The sequence below is a fragment of the Serratia sp. HRI genome (assembly GCF_010119335.3).
GTDB lineage: Bacteria > Pseudomonadota > Gammaproteobacteria > Enterobacterales > Enterobacteriaceae > Serratia > Serratia nevei.
Genome location: NZ_CP083690.1, coordinates 5,328,782 through 5,346,347, shown reverse-complemented (window position 1 = coordinate 5,346,347; position 17,566 = coordinate 5,328,782). Strand labels below are relative to the sequence as shown.

At 60.9% G+C, this 17,566-nt stretch carries 15 protein-coding genes; 11 read left to right on the top strand and 4 right to left on the bottom strand.

Going from position 1 to position 17,566, the window contains the following annotated elements; genetic code table 11:
• The first annotated feature begins 33 nt into the window (after positions 1-33).
• The 4 genes from ydgH (at position 34) to GF111_RS25635 (ending at position 3,758) form a co-directional block, all read left to right on the top strand.
• The gene (ydgH, locus tag GF111_RS25650) at positions 34-984 is read left to right on the top strand and encodes a DUF1471 family protein YdgH (RefSeq protein WP_038880287.1); all 951 of its coding nucleotides are present in this window, start codon (positions 34-36) and stop codon (positions 982-984) included.
• Positions 985-1,228: 244 nt separating this feature from the next.
• Positions 1,229-2,620, top strand: a complete 1,392-nt coding sequence (locus tag GF111_RS25645; protein ID WP_047730635.1) for an amino acid permease — start codon at positions 1,229-1,231, stop codon at positions 2,618-2,620.
• Between the two features lie 223 nt (positions 2,621-2,843).
• Positions 2,844-3,329: a hypothetical protein gene (locus GF111_RS25640; protein ID WP_038880292.1), complete on the top strand. Its 486-nt coding sequence runs from the start codon at positions 2,844-2,846 to the stop codon at positions 3,327-3,329.
• Positions 3,330-3,362: 33 nt separating this feature from the next.
• Complete coding sequence (locus GF111_RS25635; protein ID WP_038880295.1) at positions 3,363-3,758, top strand: pyridoxamine 5'-phosphate oxidase family protein; 396 nt, start codon at positions 3,363-3,365, stop codon at positions 3,756-3,758.
• 99 nt (positions 3,759-3,857) lie between these two features.
• On the opposite strand, the gene GF111_RS25630 is transcribed toward GF111_RS25635, so the two are convergent.
• On the bottom strand, positions 3,858-4,268 hold the full coding sequence (locus GF111_RS25630; protein WP_038880297.1) for a hypothetical protein: 411 nt from the start codon (positions 4,266-4,268) through the stop codon (positions 3,858-3,860).
• 184 nt (positions 4,269-4,452) lie between these two features.
• Between GF111_RS25630 and folM the strand changes: the two genes are divergently transcribed.
• The 4 genes from folM to GF111_RS25610 all read left to right on the top strand — a co-directional run bounded on the left by folM (position 4,453) and on the right by GF111_RS25610 (position 8,811).
• Positions 4,453-5,175, top strand: a complete 723-nt coding sequence (gene folM, locus GF111_RS25625) for a dihydromonapterin reductase (RefSeq protein ID WP_038880299.1) — start codon at positions 4,453-4,455, stop codon at positions 5,173-5,175.
• Between the two features lie 75 nt (positions 5,176-5,250).
• Positions 5,251-5,976, top strand: coding sequence for a two-component system response regulator RstA (rstA, locus tag GF111_RS25620; protein ID WP_038880301.1), 726 nt, complete (start codon positions 5,251-5,253; stop codon positions 5,974-5,976).
• Positions 5,973-7,277, top strand: a complete 1,305-nt coding sequence (gene rstB / locus GF111_RS25615) for a two-component system sensor histidine kinase RstB (protein ID WP_147190839.1) — start codon at positions 5,973-5,975, stop codon at positions 7,275-7,277. Before rstA ends, rstB begins: the two co-directional genes overlap by 4 nt.
• A 34-nt stretch (positions 7,278-7,311) precedes the next feature.
• The gene (locus tag GF111_RS25610) at positions 7,312-8,811 is read left to right on the top strand and encodes a carboxypeptidase M32 (protein ID WP_147190837.1); all 1,500 of its coding nucleotides are present in this window, start codon (positions 7,312-7,314) and stop codon (positions 8,809-8,811) included.
• A gap of 167 nt (positions 8,812-8,978) precedes the next feature.
• Here GF111_RS25610 and GF111_RS25605 read toward each other — a convergent pair whose 3' ends face one another.
• Complete coding sequence (locus tag GF111_RS25605; RefSeq protein WP_038880317.1) at positions 8,979-9,884, bottom strand: alpha/beta fold hydrolase; 906 nt, start codon at positions 9,882-9,884, stop codon at positions 8,979-8,981.
• A gap of 185 nt (positions 9,885-10,069) precedes the next feature.
• Between GF111_RS25605 and asr the strand changes: the two genes are divergently transcribed.
• Together asr and GF111_RS25595 are read left to right on the top strand one after the other, a co-directional pair.
• A complete protein-coding gene (gene asr, locus GF111_RS25600; RefSeq protein WP_025302975.1) occupies positions 10,070-10,345 on the top strand; it encodes an acid resistance repetitive basic protein Asr in 276 nt (91 codons plus the stop codon).
• Between the two features lie 294 nt (positions 10,346-10,639).
• On the top strand, positions 10,640-11,452 hold the full coding sequence (locus GF111_RS25595; protein WP_047730632.1) for a serine protease: 813 nt from the start codon (positions 10,640-10,642) through the stop codon (positions 11,450-11,452).
• Between the two features lie 38 nt (positions 11,453-11,490).
• Here GF111_RS25595 and GF111_RS25590 read toward each other — a convergent pair whose 3' ends face one another.
• On the bottom strand, positions 11,491-12,267 hold the full coding sequence (locus GF111_RS25590; RefSeq protein ID WP_055316979.1) for a helix-turn-helix domain-containing protein: 777 nt from the start codon (positions 12,265-12,267) through the stop codon (positions 11,491-11,493).
• 101 nt (positions 12,268-12,368) lie between these two features.
• Here GF111_RS25590 and GF111_RS25585 point away from each other — a divergent pair, with 101 nt between their 5' ends.
• Positions 12,369-13,526 (top strand): MFS transporter, encoded by a 1,158-nt coding sequence (locus GF111_RS25585; RefSeq protein ID WP_055313568.1) that lies wholly within the window; start codon positions 12,369-12,371, stop codon positions 13,524-13,526.
• Here the strand turns inward: GF111_RS25585 and hrpA are convergent.
• The gene (gene hrpA, locus GF111_RS25580; protein WP_147190835.1) at positions 13,504-17,391 is read right to left on the bottom strand and encodes an ATP-dependent RNA helicase HrpA; all 3,888 of its coding nucleotides are present in this window, start codon (positions 17,389-17,391) and stop codon (positions 13,504-13,506) included. The genes GF111_RS25585 and hrpA overlap by 23 nt on opposite strands.
• Positions 17,392-17,566: the final 175 nt, after the last annotated feature.

Genomic DNA, 17,566 nt, shown 5'->3' with positions numbered 1-17,566 from the left:
TAAACGTTAATGCGCTAGGCGAAAGGATTTTTTATGAAGCTGAAGACCACGATCATCGCGTCAGCCTTGTTATCACTCACCGCGCTGTCTGCTCATGCGGCGCAGGAGTTAACTCCTGAGAAAGCAGCGGCGCTGAAGCCGTTTGATCGCATCACGATTACCGGCCGCTTCAATGCCATCAATGAAGCCGTCGACGCCGTCTCCCGCCGTGCAGACAAACTGGGTGCCGATTCCTTCTATATCCAGGACAGCAACAACAGCAACAACGGCGGCAACTGGCGCGTCACCGCAGACCTTTATCATAAAGATGCGCCAGAAGTGAGCAAAACACCAAAATACCGCGTATTTAACGGCGTGAACGAACTGCCTAAAGATGAAGCCTATCTGCTGGAGCCTTACGATACCGTGAGCGTCAGCGGTTTCTACCGCAGCCAGCCGGACATCAACGACGCCATCTCCAAAGAAGCGAAGAAAAAAGGTGCTGCATCCTTCTTCATCGTGCGCCAGGTTGACGCCAACTCCGGCGGTAACCAGTTCGTCACCGCCTACATCTATAAGGCCGATGCGCCAAAACGCCGCGTGCAGAGCCCGGATGCCATTCCGGCCGATTCTGACGCCGGCCGCGCCGCGCTGGCCGCCGGTGGCGCCGCTGCCGCGAAAGTCGAAATTCCTGGCGTCGCGTCTTCCGGTTCGCCAAGCCGCGACGTGGGCCGTTTCTTCGAAACCCAGTCCTCTACCGGCCAACGTTATACCGTCACGCTGCCTAACGGCACCAAGATCCAGGAAGTGAACAGCGTGACCGCCGCGCAGATGGTGCCGTTCGATTCCGTCACCTTCACCGGCCACTTCAACAGCATGACCGATGTCTCCACCGAAGTGGCGAAACGCGCGGCCGAGAAAGGCGCCAAGTACTACCACGTCACCCGCCAGTGGCAGAACAAGAGCGGCGGCAACCTGACCGTCAGCGCCGATCTGTTCAAATAAAACCCGCTTTTCGGTTTACCATCGGGCAGCCCTTGAGCTGCCCGTTTTTATTGCCGCTTTTTTCATCGCGCGTTGAATAGTTTTTTGTAAATTCCGCATATTCAATCATTGCATCTCTAATCATCCCTCCGTAAAATTTGCGCCAATTTTTAGGGCTATTGTCTATTCGCGCAGTGGTTGTTAATACATTGTTGCCACCAAACAGTTCCCTTCCAGTTGTTTATTCTGCGTTCAGGATCCGTCATTGGAAAAAAAACTCGGTCTTACCGCGCTAACCGCTTTGGTGCTCAGCTCGATGCTGGGCGCCGGCGTGTTCAGTCTGCCGCAAAACATGGCGCAGGTCGCCAGCCCCGCCGCGCTGCTGCTGGGCTGGGGGATCACCGGCGTCGGCATTCTGTTTTTGGCCTTCGCCATGCTGCTGCTTACGCGTTTGCGTCCGGATCTGGACGGCGGCATCTTCACCTACGCCAAGGAAGGGTTCGGCGAGCTGGTGGGCTTCTGCTCCGCCTGGGGTTACTGGCTGTGCGCCGTGATCGCCAACGTCTCATATCTGGTGATCGTGTTCGCGGCGCTGAGTATCTTCACCGATCGCGGCGGCAGCGTCATTCTCGGTGACGGCAATACCTGGCAGGCGCTGATCGCCGAATCCGCCCTGCTGTGGATCGTGCATGCGCTGGTGTTGCGCGGCGTGCAAACCGCGGCCAGCATCAATCTGGCGGCCACCCTGGCCAAGCTGCTGCCGCTGGGGATGTTCGCCGTTCTGGCGGCGATCGCCTTTAAAATGGACGTGTTCACACTTGATTTCAAAGGCATCGCCTTAGGCAAACCGGTGTGGGAACAGGTCAAGGACACCATGCTGATCACCCTGTGGGTGTTTATCGGCGTGGAAGGCGCCGTAGTGGTTTCCGCCCGCGCCCGTAATAAGAAAGACGTGGGCCGCGCCACCATGCTGGCGGTGCTGTCGGCGCTGGCGGTGTATCTGATGGTCACGTTGCTGTCGCTGGGCGTGGTGCCGCGCAGCGAACTGGCCGAAATGCGCAACCCGTCGATGGCGGTGCTGATGGTGGAACTGATCGGCCCGTGGGGAGACGTGCTTATCGCCGCCGGCCTGATCATTTCCGTGTGCGGCGCCTACCTGAGCTGGACCATCATGGCGGCCGAAGTGCCGCTGCTGGCCGCGCAGCACGGCGCGTTTCCGCGCGTGTTCGGCAAGCAGAACCGCCATCACGCCCCGTCCTCTTCGCTGTGGCTGACCAACATCGCAGTGCAGCTGGCGCTGGTGCTGATCTGGCTGACCGGCAGCAACTACAACTCGCTGTTGACCATCGCTTCAGAAATGATCCTGGTGCCTTACTTCCTGGTCGGCGCGTTTCTGTTCAAGGTGGCTTACCGCCGCCGCGACAAGCGCCTGATCTTCGCCGCGACCGGCGCCTGTGTCTATGGCCTGTGGCTGCTGTACGCGTCCGGGCTGATGCACCTGCTGATGTCGGTGCTGCTGTATGCGCCAGGGCTGTTGGTGTTCATGTATGCCCGCCGCGGCCACCGGGATATCAATCTGCTGAATCGCCTGGAAAAGAGCAGCATCTTCTTGCTGCTGGTGGCCACGCTGCCTGCCGGCTGGTTTATGTTGCACTAACATCGCCTGCCAATGCGGCTGCCCTGCAGCCGCATTTCGTTTCCCCGCTTTCCTCTTTTTTACCTTTCTCCACGCTATTGATCCGCCAATTGCCACGCTTGCGATCTTAAATACAATTAATTATCATTATTATTTATAGCATCACCGGCAGGACACAGGTGAGGCCCCCGATGAGAAACATCAGGAGGTCTTGTTAAGACAGGCTGAAAATGGAAGGCATTTCATGGCTGAAAAACTGCTGCACGCACTCCCCCTGTTTGCCGCCTGGGAAGCGCTGATCGCCGAAGGCAACACGGCGTTCAATCAGCAACGCGATCGCCTGGCAATGACGCACTATCAACAGGCGCTGGAAGTCGCTCAGGCGATCCTCGCCGAGAAACCCTGGCTAAATACGGACTATACCGCCAGATTTGAAGCGCTGAATCTTTTCGAGTCAGCCCTTGCCGCGCTGATCGTCACGTTCAACAACATGACCCATCTGCGCCTGCGGCAAAAGCCCCTGCGCGGCGTTGAGCCGCACGTGCATCAGGCCCGGCTCGCCATCGAGCAGGTGATGGACGATACCTCGCTGTGCGAACAGATGCAGCAGGTCGCCGAACGGCACCTGCTGCGTTTCCGAATAGAGACGCTGCAGGTGCTGCGCGAACACCGGCTGCCGGAAACCAGCGTCTGCGCACCCGCGGCAAACCATTCCGCCACTGTGCATTAACAACGACACCACGACCTGAGGGGTAATCTACCAATGAATGAATTGAATGACGACATGAAGAAAATGCTGGCCAAACAGCTGCCTGTACAGGCAACCAGCAGCCCGAGTGGCGTGCCCGATATCGGCCCCAAGCGCTCTCTGCGCCTCTATGATGACCGTACGCTGATTTACAACGAAAATACCGGTGGCCAGACGCTGCAAAATATCAGGGAGGGATCGAAAATGGCCGTCGTGGTCATCGACCGCGAGGCGCTGGACGGTTACCGCTTCGTCGGCACCCCGGAACTGTTCCTGGCGGGCAAGCCGTTTGACGACGCGTTGGCATTTGCAGAAAAAAATGGAATGAAGCCGCCGAAATACGCGGTGCTCATTCATATAGACAGTATTTATACCCTGCGCTCCGGCCCCAATGCCGGGACCCGGCTTTAAAGGCAGGCCGCTACGCAGCGCGGAATTTCACGTTCATGGTTAGGCCATCGGGTCAGTCAATTGCCTAACCATGAACGGGCGGCCGGTCGATGTACCCGATCAGCTTTTAGGGGGAATGGTGACGGTCATACGCTCCCCCACCAGGGCAATCGCGATGCCTTCCGCGCACTCTTTCTGAATGGCCGCCAGCTGTTGAGTCTCCAGCGCATAGGGCAGCTGAATATCAAACACCGTCAGGCCCTGTTGCTGCGCCAGGTCAATCAGGCGCACGATATTGGTTTCATCGCTGACCTGCGTTGACACCACCTGCAGCGCCAGCTCTTTCAACTGCTCTTTGCGCGTTTGTGACGTGGTCACGCGCGATTTCAACACCATGCCGAAGATCGGCATCACACCATAAATAGCATCAACAAAGCGCCAGTGCTTCCTGCACGATGCGGACAGAAAATCCATGTAGTCGAAACAGATTTTCTCACTGCGCGCGATGGATGCAAGGTGATTGCTGTTCATCCCCTCATTCCTCTCATGGCCAGTGTTAACCCGTGGTCTTTCAAGCCGCCGCCGGGCGACAACCTGAAATGCATTGGGGATCTTACATCCAGAAATGGATAATCATGCGAAGCTTTAACGACTTTCCGCCGTATAATGGCATAATTCCCCTATTGTTTGCCAGTCTGTCCAGGAGCTTTAATCAATGGAACACCCCAACTCTGCCCCGGTGCTGATTACCGGCGGCGCGCGGCGCATCGGGCTGGCGCTCGCCAAAGCGTTTCTCGAGCGCGGCGTTCCCGTCATCATCGCCTATCGCAGCGAATATCCGGCGATGGCCGAGTTGAAAGCCTTGGGCGCCTGCTGCATTCAGGGCGACTTTTCCACGCACGAAGGCATCTACCTTTTCGCCGATCGGGTGCGGCAGGTGGCGCCCAAACTGCGCGCGGTGATCCACAACGCCAGCGCCTGGCAGGCCGAGTCGCCGGAGGTGCCGCCGGAGCAGGTAATGGCAGCGATGCTGCAGATTCACGTCTATACGCCCTATTTGCTCAATCAGCTGCTCGAATCCTGCCTGACCGGCCAAGGCCAGGCCGGCGCGGACATTATCCATCTGACCGACTACGTGGTGGAAAAAGGCAGCGACAAACACATCGCCTACGCCGCCAGCAAGGCCGCGCTGGACAATATGACCCGATCGTTTGCCCGCAAGCTGGCGCCGGAGGTCAAGGTCAACGCCATCGCGCCGGCGCTGATCATCTTCAATGCGGGCGACGATGAAGCCTATCGCCAGCAGGCGTTGGCGAAGTCGCTGATGAAGGTAGCGCCGGGCGAGAGCGAAGTGGTCAACCTGGTGAACTACCTGCTGGAGAGCCGCTACGTGACCGGCCGCACCCACGGCGTCGATGGCGGGCGGCCGCTGCGCTGACGCAAAGATCCGCATGGCGCATCCTCGCAGGCCGCGCTATGCTGAAATCCGCTTTTCTTATTAAAACACGGGCATATGCATAAAATTGTTTTTGTGGAAGACGATCCTGAAGTCGGCAAACTGATCGCCGCCTATCTGGGCAAACACGACATCGAGGTGCTGATCGAGCCTCGCGGCGACAGCGCGCAGGCGCGCATCGAGCGCGAGCAACCCGATTTGGTGCTGCTGGACATCATGCTGCCCGGCAAAGACGGCATGACGCTGTGCCGCGATCTGCGCCCCACCTTCCCCGGCCCGATCGTGCTGCTCACCTCGCTCGACAGCGACATGAACCATATCCTGTCGCTGGAAATGGGCGCCAACGACTATATCCTGAAAACCACGCCGCCGGCGGTGTTGCTGGCGCGCCTGCGTTTGCACCTGCGCCAACACAGCCAGCAGCCGAAAGAAGAGACGGCTCAGCCGCTCACCCAGCACAACGCGCTGCATTTCGGGCTGTTGTGCATCGATCCGGTCAACCGGCAGGTCACGCTGGGCGAAGAAACCGTCACTCTGTCCACCTCGGATTTCGATTTGCTGTGGGAACTGGCGACCCACGCCGGGCAGATCATGGATCGCGAGGCGCTGCTGCAAAACCTGCGCGGCGTGAGCTATGACGGTATGGACCGCAGCATCGACGTGGCGATCTCCCGCCTGCGCCGCAAGCTGTACGACAACGCGCTGGAGCCGTTCCGCATTAAGACCGTGCGCAATAAAGGTTATCTGTTCGCCCCTAACGCCTGGGCATCGGTGCAACAATGAGAAAACTTTTCGTCCAGTTCTTCCTGTTGCTGTTCGTCTGTTTTCTGGTGATGGCGATGCTGGTCGGCCTGGTGTACAAAGTGACCGCCGAGCGCGCCGGCCGCCAGTCGATGGACGACCTGATGAAAAGTTCGCTGTACCTGATGCGCAGCGAGCTGCGCGAAATCCCGCTGAAGGACTGGAACAAGACCATCGCCACGCTGGATCTCAACCTGTCGTTCAAGCTGCATATCGAGCCGCTCGGCAAACAGGAGCTGAGCGAGGATCTGAAAAAACGGCTGCGGCTGGGGGAAATCATCGCCCTCGACGATCAGTACACCTTTATGCAGCGCATTCCGCGCAGCCACTACGTGTTGGTGGTCGGCCCCATTCCTTATCTGTTCTATCTGCATCAGATGCGCCTGCTGGATCTGGTGTTGCTGGTGTTTATCGGCATGTCGCTGGCGCTGCCGGTGTTTCTGTGGATGCGGCCGCACTGGCAAGACCTGCTCAAGCTGGAAAACGCCGCCCAGCGCCTCGGCGCCGGGCATCTGGATGAGCGTACCCACTTCGATCCCACCTCCAGCCTGAGCCGGCTCGGCGTGGCGTTCAACCAAATGGCCGACAACGTCAACACCCTGATCGCCAGCAAGAAACAGCTGATCGACGGCATCGCGCACGAGCTGCGCACGCCGCTGGTGCGCCTGCGTTATCGGCTCGAGATGAGCGATAACCTGTCCGACAGCGAGCTGCAGGCGTTGAACCGCGATATTGGCCAGCTGGAGTCGCTGATCGACGAGCTGCTGACCTATGCCCGTCTGGACCGTCCGCAGGTTGCGTTAAACATTGAACCCATCGATCTGCCAAAGTGGCTCGAGGACAAGGTCGATGATATCCGTCTTATTCATCAGGAACGCGACATCCAGCTCGATATCCCGCACGTCGGCGACTTCGGCGGCGTCGATCTGCGCCTGATGGAGCGCGTGCTCGATAACCTGGTCAACAACGCGCTGCGCTATTCCGAACAGCGTCTGCGCGTGGGCCTGTGGTTTGACGGCGACCTCGCCTGCTTGCAGGTCGAGGATGACGGGCCGGGCATTCCGCCGGAAGAGCGCGAACGGGTGTTTGAACCTTTCGTCCGTCTCGACCCCAGCCGCGATCGCGCTACCGGCGGCTGCGGATTGGGGCTGGCCATTGCCCATTCCATCGCCGTCGCCTACCAGGGACAGGTGTTCGTCGAAGGCAGTTCGCTCGGCGGCGCCAGCTTCCGTTTCTGCTGGCCGGTGAAGCCGACATTCAGTTTAAAAGCCGATCTGGCGTAATACCGCCGGACCTTCTCATTGGAGCCGAATAATAATGACATCTGCACATTCCAACACGTCTGCTTACGATCACCTGCGCGCCCTGTTCAGCCGGCTGTCGCGTTTCGGCCACCTGTCCGCCATCGCCGGTTGGGACATGCAAACCATGATGCCACCGGGCGGCAGCAAGGCGCGCTCCGAAGCGCTGGCCGAGCTGAGCGTGCTGCAGCACCAGATTTTAACGGCACAAAGCACCGGCGAGCTGTTGGATCGCGCACAGCAAGAGACGCTGGACGAAATCGATCGCGCCAACCTGCGCGAAATGCGCCGCCAATATGAAGACGCCGTGCTGCTGCCGGCGTCGCTGGTCGAAGCCAAGTCGCTCGCCGGCGCGCGCTGCGAACACGCCTGGCGCGCCCAGCGCCCGGCCAACGATTGGGACGGCTTCGTCGAGAACCTGCGCGAGGTGGTCAAGCTCAGTCGGGAAGAGGCGCAGATCCGCGCACAGGCGGCCGGCACCAGCCGTTACGACGCCCTGCTCAACCTGTATGAACCGGGCATGCGCAGCAGCGATCTCGACCGCATCTTCGGCGATCTGAAAACCTGGCTGCCGGAGCTGCTGCAGCGCGTGGTGGCCAAGCAGGCCAATGAGCCTTGCCAGATGCCGCAGGGGCCGTTCAATGTGGATACCCAGCGCCAGCTGAGCCTCAGCGTGATGAAACTGCTCGGTTTCAACTTCGACAACGGCCGCGTCGACGTCAGCGCCCACCCGTTCTGCGGCGGCGTGCCGGAAGATGTGCGCATCACCACCCGTTACAACGAGAAAGAGTTTCTGACCGCGCTGCTCGGCATCGTGCATGAAACCGGCCACGCCCGCTACGAGCAGAATCTGCCGCGCGATCTGCTCGGCCAGCCGGTCGCCCTGGCCCGTTCCACCGCTATCCACGAATCGCAGAGCCTGCTGTTCGAAATGCAGCTGGCGCGCGGCAATGAATTCCTGAAAATCTTGCGTCCGCTGGTTACCGCGCAGTTTGGCGAACAGCCGGCGCTGGAAGAAGCCAACTTCATTCGCCTCAACCAGCGCGTTAAACCGGGCCTGATCCGCGTCGACGCCGACGAGGTGAGCTATCCTGCCCACGTCATCCTGCGCTACGAAATTGAAAAAGCGCTGATCGAAGGCGATATCGAAGTGGAAGACATTCCGGCGCTGTGGAATGAGAAGATGCATGCTTACCTCGGCCTCGACACCATCGGCAACTACCGCAACGGCTGCATGCAGGATATTCACTGGACCGACGGCGCTTTCGGCTACTTCCCGACGTACACGCTCGGCGCGATGTACGCCGCGCAGCTGTTCCACAGCGTGCGCCAGGCCCTGCCTTCTCTCGGCGAGGACATCGCCGCCGGCAACCTGCAGCCGCTGTTCCACTGGCTGCAGCACAACATCTGGCGCCACGGCAGCCGTTTCCCGACCGAGACGCTGATCGCCAACGCAACCGGCGAAGCGCTCAACCCACGCTACTTCCGTCAGCATTTGGAAAACCGCTACCTGTAATCTCCCCTGGCGCGGCCCTGCCGCGCCCTCTTCCCGCCTGCAAGACCGGATAATGCTTCATAACGCACGTTCTGTGCCAACATCGCCTTGGCTACAGAGTGGCGAGCGGCCACCCACCATTAGTATGTTGTAACTAAAATAGCAAAAAACGCTGACATTCCGGCCTCTCATCCCAGCGCATGACGGGCGATCATCGCCGCCAGCTGCGGCCTCAACGGGGCCGGCAGATCATGCCCCATACCTGGCATAATATGTAATTTGGCGTTGGCGACCGCGCGGGCGATCGCCACCCCGCCCGCCTTGCGCACCAGCCGATCGCGATCGCCGTGAATGACCAGCGTCGGCGCGGCAATGCGCCGGCTGTAGCGACGCAGATCGCCGCTGCCGAGCAACGCGGAAAGTTGCCGCTGCATGCCTTCAGGATCTACGCCCCGCTTCAACAGCCGATGCACCAACGCATCCAGCTCCGCCTCCTCCGGCGGGTAAAACCGGGTGCCGAGCGCGCGCAGGAAGGCTTTCATCCCCTCGCGGCGCTGCTGCAGCGTCAGATCGGCGGCAGGTCGGCGCACCAACAGCCACAGCAGCGAAGGTGCCGGCGGCGGCAACAGTGGCTGATTGGTGCTGGAGAACAAGATGCACAACGAGGCGACACGCTGCGGATAGTCGGCGGCCAGCACCTGCGCGATCATGCCGCCCATCGAGGCGCCCAAGACGTGGGCCTGTGGGATACGCAGGTGATCGAGCAGATGCGTCGCGTCCGCCGCCATGTCCGCCAGGGTATAAGGCACCGGCGTTTGCCAACCGAGCTGGGCGCGCAGCATCAGCAGCCACAACGGTTGCGTGCGTTGCGCCTGCGTTTTGCCGGAAAGGCCAACGTCGCGGTTGTCATAACGGATCACCCGAAACCCCTTGGCCACCAGGGCACGGCAGAAATCGTCAGGCCACAGCAGAAGCTGTGCGCCGATGCCCATGATGAGCAGCAGCGGCGGGTGCGCCTCATCGCCCCAGTCCTCATAGGCCAGCGGCACCTCGCCCTGTTCAGTCACGCCACAGCGAATCGTTATCTCGTTCATTTTAAATCCCTTTTATCGCGCCTGGCGGTCATTATAGCAGCAATCCCCCTTGCCGCCGCCGCCCTGTACATTAGGTTACAAGCCGAAACCAATCACTCACGGAAAGCCGGGCGCCGTTTGCCTACTATCATCTCAACGGCCCCGCAGTGGGGTTGATACCCAAAAGTCATGTTGAGGATTCTGCGATGAAAAAAGTATTAGCTCTGGTCGTTGCCGCTGCAATGGGTCTGTCTTCCGTGGCTTTCGCTGCCGAGGCTGCCACCACCGCACCTGCGGCTACCGCAACCACCGCCACCGCTGCGCCGGCTAAAGCTCAGGTGAAACACCACGGCAAGAAAGCCCCGGTTCAGAAAGCTCAGGCGGCCAAAAAGCATCACAAAAAAGCCGGTAAGAAAGCCCCGGCTCAAAAAGCCCAGGCGGCTAAAAAGCACCACAAGAAAGCCAGCCACAAAAAAGCGTAATGACGTGAGGGTCCCCTCACCGCTTCAGGCTTGACGTATACGACACCCGGTTCGCCGGGTGTTTTTTCATCGGGGGGTTCTCATTGATGCTGCGCCGCTACTTGTTCGAGATCGTTCTGACCGCCCTGATCCTTTGTGGACTGATCGCCGTCTTTTTTTACCTGTAGCCTGCCGCATCGCCGGCGGGAAATTATTGAAAAATCAATTATTGCCCATCCACATGGCTGCTAAATCAGTCTATAGTTAGCATTCAGTGTGTTTATGGATGATCCGTATTTGTCAGGCAAGAGATCTATGCGCATATCCGTTTTACTGTTGCTGTGCTCACTCCCGCTCATCGCTGCTCAGGCGGCACGTGCCGACGGCCCGTCCAAGGCCGAGCAAACGCGTCTGTTTTTCGGCAAAGATGAACGAATCAAGGTCACGGATACCGCCGCCCAGCCGTGGCAGGCCATCGGCCAGGTCGAAACCGCCAGCGGCAATCTGTGCACCGCCACGCTGATCTCCCCGCACCTGGCGTTGACCGCCGGCCACTGCGTCCTGGCGCCGCCCGGGCAACTGGATAAAGCCATCGCTTTGCGCTTCGTGGCAGGCGATAAATCCTGGCAGTATCAAACCGGCAATATCGAGACCCTGGTCGACAGCAAGCTGGGCAAAAAGCTGAAGCCGGACGGTGATGGCTGGATCGTGCCGCCCGCCGCCGCCGCCTATGACTTTGCGCTGATCCGCCTGAAAGACAAAAAGCCGCTGCCGATCGCACCGTTGCCGCTGTGGCAAGGCGACAGCAAGGCGCTGACCCAGGCCCTGAAACAGGCCAAACGGCTGATTACTCAGGCGGGTTACCCGGCAGATCATCTGGATGACCTTTACAGCCACCAAAACTGCAAGGTGACCGGCTGGGCCCAGCAAGGCGTACTGTCGCACCAATGTGATACCCTGCCCGGCGACAGCGGTTCACCGCTGCTGTTGAAAACCGCCGACGGCTGGCAGCTGATCGCCATCCAAAGTTCGGCGCCGGCGGCGAAAGATCGCTATCGCGCCGATAACCGCGCCCTGGCGGTACCCGGCATCCGCGAAGCGCTGGACGCCCTGGCCGCAGGCAAATAATCCTCTCTCAGCGGCGCATTATGCGCCGTTGTGCTTTTTCAGCCCCCTTGCATATAGCGCCGCGGCGTGGTGCCGGTGAACTGACGGAAAAAGGCGATAAACGCGCTGTCGCTGGAAAACCCCAACCGCTGCGCCACCGCGCTGACCGACGGCAACGTCGCCAGCAGTTCGATCGCGCGCATCAACCGCCACTGCTGGCACCACTGCTGATAGCTCAGGCCGGTTTCCCGCACAAACAGCCGCGTCAACGTTTTGGCGTGCAGATTCAAGCGCTGCGCCAACGCCGCCAATCCCGGCAACTCGTCACTCTCCGGCAGCGTCGCCAGCCAGGCGGCAAGACGCCTATCCTGTGGCAACCGCAGCTGGGTATTCTCGCACTGCGCCTCGCTCAGCTCATTGATCAGTACCGCCAGCAAATCGCGCGCCTGGGGCTGTGCCAACGCAGAGTCCAGCGGCCAGTGCGCGATGCGCTCGACGATCGCCGCCAACAGCGGGTTCACCGCCAGCACCGCAGCCTGTGGCGGCATGGCGGCGGTCAGCACCGGGTCGAAATACAGCGAGCGATACGCGACGCGGCCGCGCAGCTGCACCCGATGCGCAATGCCGCCCGGTATCCAGACGCCGCGCGTCGGCGGCAGAATCAGCCACTGCTGCGCCAACGTGACCGTCATGCACCCCTGCGGCGCATACAGCAGCTGCGAGCGCTGATGCCAATGCAGCCCGGAGTCGTGCTCCGCCAGTTCGGCCGCAATGCCGAGCACCGGCGCCGGCAGCCGATCCGGATCGAACGGGTGATGCTGTTGAATCAGCGCCATCGGATTGTCCTATATCTGTTGTTTTTTGTCCGAATGATTGTAATCGAACAAAGCGCCGCTCCCTATACTGGCCGCATTAACTTTTAGGGAGAATGTGCATCATGCAACGCTTATCTTTACCGCTGCTCGTCATCGCCATCATGACGCCGCAGATCCTGGAAACGCTGTACAGCCCGGCGCTTACCGCCATCCGCAGCGATTTCGGCATCAGCGCCGCGCAGGCCGGGCAGACGTTATCCATCTATTTCTTCGCCTTCGCCCTCGGCGTCGCCTTTTGGGGAGCCTTCTGCGATCGATTCGGCCGCCGTCCGGCGATGCTGGCCGGCCTGGCGCTCTATCTGGTCGGCGCCGGCATCGCGCTGCTGAGCGGCAACTTCACGCTGTTGCTGGCCGCCCGTGCGTTGATCGCCTTCGGTGCCGCGGTCGGTTCAATCGTCACGCAAACCATGCTGCGTGACGTCTATCAAGGCCCGGCGCTGGGGCGCATGTTCGCGCTGGTCGGCATCGCGCTTTCCATCAGCCCGCTGCTGGGAATGTTTGCCGGTGGCGCACTGGTCGCCTGGGGCGGCAGCGCGGCGATCTTCATCGCGCAGGCGGCCTGGGCGCTGGCGCTGCTGCTGTGGAGCTACGGCACATTGCCGGAAACGCGGCAGCGGCAGACCGCAACGGCCGCCGCACCGGGCATTGCCCTGACGACGATGTTGCGCGATCGGCACATCTGGTGTTCGGCACTGCTGGTCGCCAGCTTCAATATCATGGTGTTCAGCTACTTCAGCCTGGCGCCGTTCATGTTCGAAAGGCTGGGGTTGAGCAGCCAGCAGTTTGGCTACTCGGGCGCGATGCTGGCTTTGGGCAGCCTGGCGGGAGCGCTGTTGAACCGCCACCTGCTGGCGCGCGGCGTCAGCGCCAAGCGTCAGATCCTGCTGGGCGGGTTGCTGGCGGTGGCCAGCGGCGTGGCATTGTTCTGGTGGCAACACAGCCTGTGGATGCTGCTTCCCTGCGCGCTGGTGATGCTGGCGTTCGGGTTGGCTATCCCGAATGTGCTGAGCCAGGCGCTGACCCGCTACCGGGAGCAACTCGGCACTGCCGGCGCGTTATTCGGGCTGCTGTACTATCTGCTGATCGGCCTGGGGTTGACGATCGCGGCGCGCGGGCAGGATTTGGCCGCCACGCTGCTGCTGTGCGGCCTGTTGAGCCTGTGGTGCGCCGGCCGCTTGCCGGCCGGCGCACCTGAGCTTAGCCCGAAAGCTGCTCGATAGTTTGCAAAATGCGCTTGTCGGAGATCGGGTAAGGCGTGCCCAACTGCTGCGCGAACAGGCTGACGCGCAGCTCTTCGATCATCCAGCGCACCGCTTTCACCTCTTCCTCCTGCTGGCGCTTCGGCGGTAGCTTGTTCAGCCACTGCTGCCACGCCTGCTGCACCTGCTCAACCCGCAACATCTGCGCGCGATCGCGATGCGGATCGATAGCCAGTTTTTCCAACCGGCGTTCGATCGCCTGCAGGTAACGCAGCGTGTCCGGCAGGCGTTTCCAGCCGTTGCCGGTCACGAAGCCGCGGTAAACCAGCCCGCCGAGCTGGGTCTTGATGTCCGACAGCGCCAGCGCTAACGACATGTCCACCCGGCCTTTCAGCCGTTTGTTGATGTTGAAAACCGCCGTCAGGATCTGCTCAACCTGCTTGGCCACCTCGACGACCGTGTCGTTCAGCTCGGCGCGGATCTGCTCCTGCAGGCGGGCAAAGCCTTCCTCATGCCAGACCGGGCCGCCGTGTTCGGCGATCAGTTTGTCGATGCCACACGAAATACAGTCGTCGATCAGCTCCAGCACCTTGCCGTACGGGTTGAAATAGAGCCCCAGCTTGGCCTTGTTCGGCAGCTTTTCATGCAGGTATTTGATCGGCGAAGGAATATTCAGCAACAGCAGGCGGCGCGTGCCCTGCCACATCGCCTGTTGCTGCTCGCTTTCGCTGTCGAACAGGCGGATCGCCACGCTGTCCTTTTCATCCACCAGCGCCGGGTAAGCCTTCATGGAATAGCCGCCGCGCTTCTGCTCGTAAAACGCCGGCAGTTGGCCAAAGCTCCAGACATGCAGATTGCTCTGCTCCAGCCCGTCGTCGGCCACCGCCGACAGCGTCTCCTGCACCTTCTCTTTCAGCTGCAGGCGCAACGCGGCCAGGTCTTTGCCTTCGCGCAGCGTCTGGTTTTTCTCGCCCACCACGCGGAAGGTCATCTTCAGGTGATCGGGCACCTGATCCCACTGCCAATCATCACGTGACACGGTCACGCCGGTCATGCGCCGCAGCTCGCGCTCCAGCGCGTCCAGCAGCGGCAATTCCAGCGCGGTGACGCGGCCAAGGAACGCCTCGGCGTAGTTCGGTGCCGGCACGAAGTTGCGGCGCACCGGCTTCGGCAGCGACTTGATCAGCGCAATCACCAGCTCGCGGCGGATGCCGGGGATCTGCCATTCGAAGCCCTGATCCTCCACCTGGTTGAGGATCGGCAGCGGAATGTGCACCGTCACGCCGTCGGCGTCGGTGCCCGGTTCGAACTGGTAGCTCAGCCGCAGCTTAAGGTTGCCCTGATGCCAGAAGTTCGGGTAGTCGAGCGCGCTGATCTTGTTGGCGCCGTCTTTGATCAGCATCTCTTTTTCGAAGTTCAGCAGGTCCGGCTGCTGTTTGGCCGCGCTCTTCCACCAGCTGTCGAAATGACGGCCGGAAACCACGTCGTTGGGAATACGGCGATCGTAGAAGCCGAACAGCGTTTCGTCGTCCACCAAAATGTCGCGGCGGCGTGATTTATGCTCCAGCTCCTCTACCTCGGCGCGCAGCTTTTGGTTTTCGCGGAAGAAGGCGTGGCGCGTCTGCCAGTCGCCCTCCACCAGCGCATGGCGGATAAACAGCTCGCGGCACAGCAGCGGATCGATGGAGCCGTAATTGACCTGGCGCGCCGCGACGATCGGCAGACCGAACAGCGTGACTTTTTCGCTGGCCATCACCGCCCCCTGCGATTTCGACCAGTGCGGCTCGCTGTAGCTGTGTTTCACCAGGTGCTGAGCCAGCGGCTCAATCCATTCCGGTTCAATGCGCGCGGCGATGCGCCCCCACAGGCGGCTGGTTTCCACCAGTTCGGCCACCATGGTCCACTTCGGCGGCTTCTTGAACAGGCCGGAGCCGGGGAAGATCGAGAAACGGGCGTTGCGCGCGCCGGTAAATTCCTGCTTGTCCGCATCCTTCTGGCCAATGTGCGACAGCAAGCCGGTCAGCAGCGCGGTGTGCACGCTGCGGTAGTCGGAAGGCGTGCTGTTGATCGGCAGCCCCAGCTCTTTCACCACCTGGCGCAGCTGGGTATAGATATCCTGCCACTCGCGCACCCGCAGGTAGTTGAGGAAATCGTTGCGGCACAGGCGGCGGAACTGGCTGGAAGAGTTCGCTTTTTGCTGCTCCTGCAGATAATCCCACAGGTTGACGAACGCCAGGAAGTCCGAGTCCTTGTCGGCAAAGCGGCGGTGTTTTTCATCCGAGGCCTGCTGCTTGTCCATCGGGCGCTCACGCGGATCCTGAATCGACAGCGCGGCGGTGATGATCATCACCTCGCGCACGCTGCCGCTCTTCTGCGCCTCCAGCACCATGCGCGCCAGACGCGGGTCAATCGGCAACTGCGCCAGCTGCCAGCCCTGCGGCGTCAGCTGATAGTGGCCGTTTTCGGCGGTGGCGATCGCCCCCAGCTCTTCCAGCAGGCGCACGCCATCCTGAATGTTGCGCTTGTCCGGCGCCTCGACGAACGGAAACGCTGCGATGTCGCCCAGCCCCAGCGAGGTCATCTGCAGAATGACCGACGCCAGGTTGGTGCGCAGAATTTCCGGATCGGTAAACGCCGGCCGAGACAGGAAATCCTGCTCGGAGTACAGACGGATGCACACCCCTTCCGACACGCGGCCGCAGCGCCCTTTACGCTGGTTGGCGGAGGCCTGCGACACCGGTTCAATCGGCAGGCGCTGCACCTTGGTGCGGAAACTGTAGCGGCTGATGCGCGCGGTGCCCGGATCGATGACGTACTTGATGCCCGGCACCGTCAGCGAGGTTTCCGCCACGTTGGTGGCCAGCACGATGCGGCGGCCGTGGTGCGACTGGAACACCCGGTTCTGCTCGCTGTTCGACAGGCGCGCATACAGCGGCAGCACCTCGGTATGCGGCAGATTGAGGCGGTTCAGGGCGTCGGCGGTATCGCGGATCTCGCGCTCGCCGCTCATGAAGATCAGAATGTCGCCCGGTCCTTCGCGCCCAAGCTCGTCCACCGCATCGAAAATCGCCTGCAGCTGGTCGCGATCGGTATCGTCGCCGTCGTCGACCACCGGGCGGTAGCGCACCTCCACCGGGTAGGTGCGGCCGGAAACCTCGATGATTGGCGCATTGTTGAAATGGCGCGAGAAGCGCTGCGGATCGATGGTCGCCGAGGTGATGATCACCTTGAGATCCGGGCGCTTCGGCAACAGTTCGCGCAGGTAGCCGAGAATAAAGTCGATATTGAGGCTGCGCTCGTGCGCTTCATCGATGATCAGCGTGTCGTACTGCATCAGCAGGCGGTCCTGCTGAATTTCCGCCAGCAAGATACCGTCGGTCATCAGCTTGACCAGGGTATTGTCCCCCACCTGATCGTTGAAGCGCACCTTATAACCGACGCTGCCGCCGAGCGGGGTTTCCAGCTCGTCGGCGATGCGGTTGGCAACGGTGCGCGCCGCCAGGCGGCGCGGCTGGGTATGGCCGATCAGGCCTTTCACCCCGCGCCCCAGTTCCAGACAGATCTTCGGCAGCTGGGTGGTTTTCCCCGAGCCGGTTTCCCCGGCGACGATCACCACCTGGTGATCGCGAATGGCGTTTAAAATGTCCTGCTTTTTTTGGCTGACCGGCAGGCTTTCCGGATAGGTAATGCGCGGGCAAGACGCGGCGCGCACCTGCACTTTTTGCCGCGCCGCCGCGATGTCGCTTTCTACTTCGGCGGCAACCGCCAGCTGGGCATCGGGATTTTTGATTTTTCGTGCGCCCTGCAGGCGACGACGCAGGCGTTGTTGATCGCGGAGCATCAGCTCACCCAGTTGGGCCGGCAGTGCCTCGAGCGGAGATTTCACGTTCGGTGTTCCTTGTTTCTTCGCCGCCAAGGCCAGGCTTAGCAACGGTTTGATGTTTTTTTAGCGATTTTTTTACTTTAGCCGCACAGCCTATCACAAACGGCTTTTTCCCCCTACTTCCGCGAGTAAAGCGTCGCCATGTCATTCAATAAAATCGAACGAAGATCTCGAAATA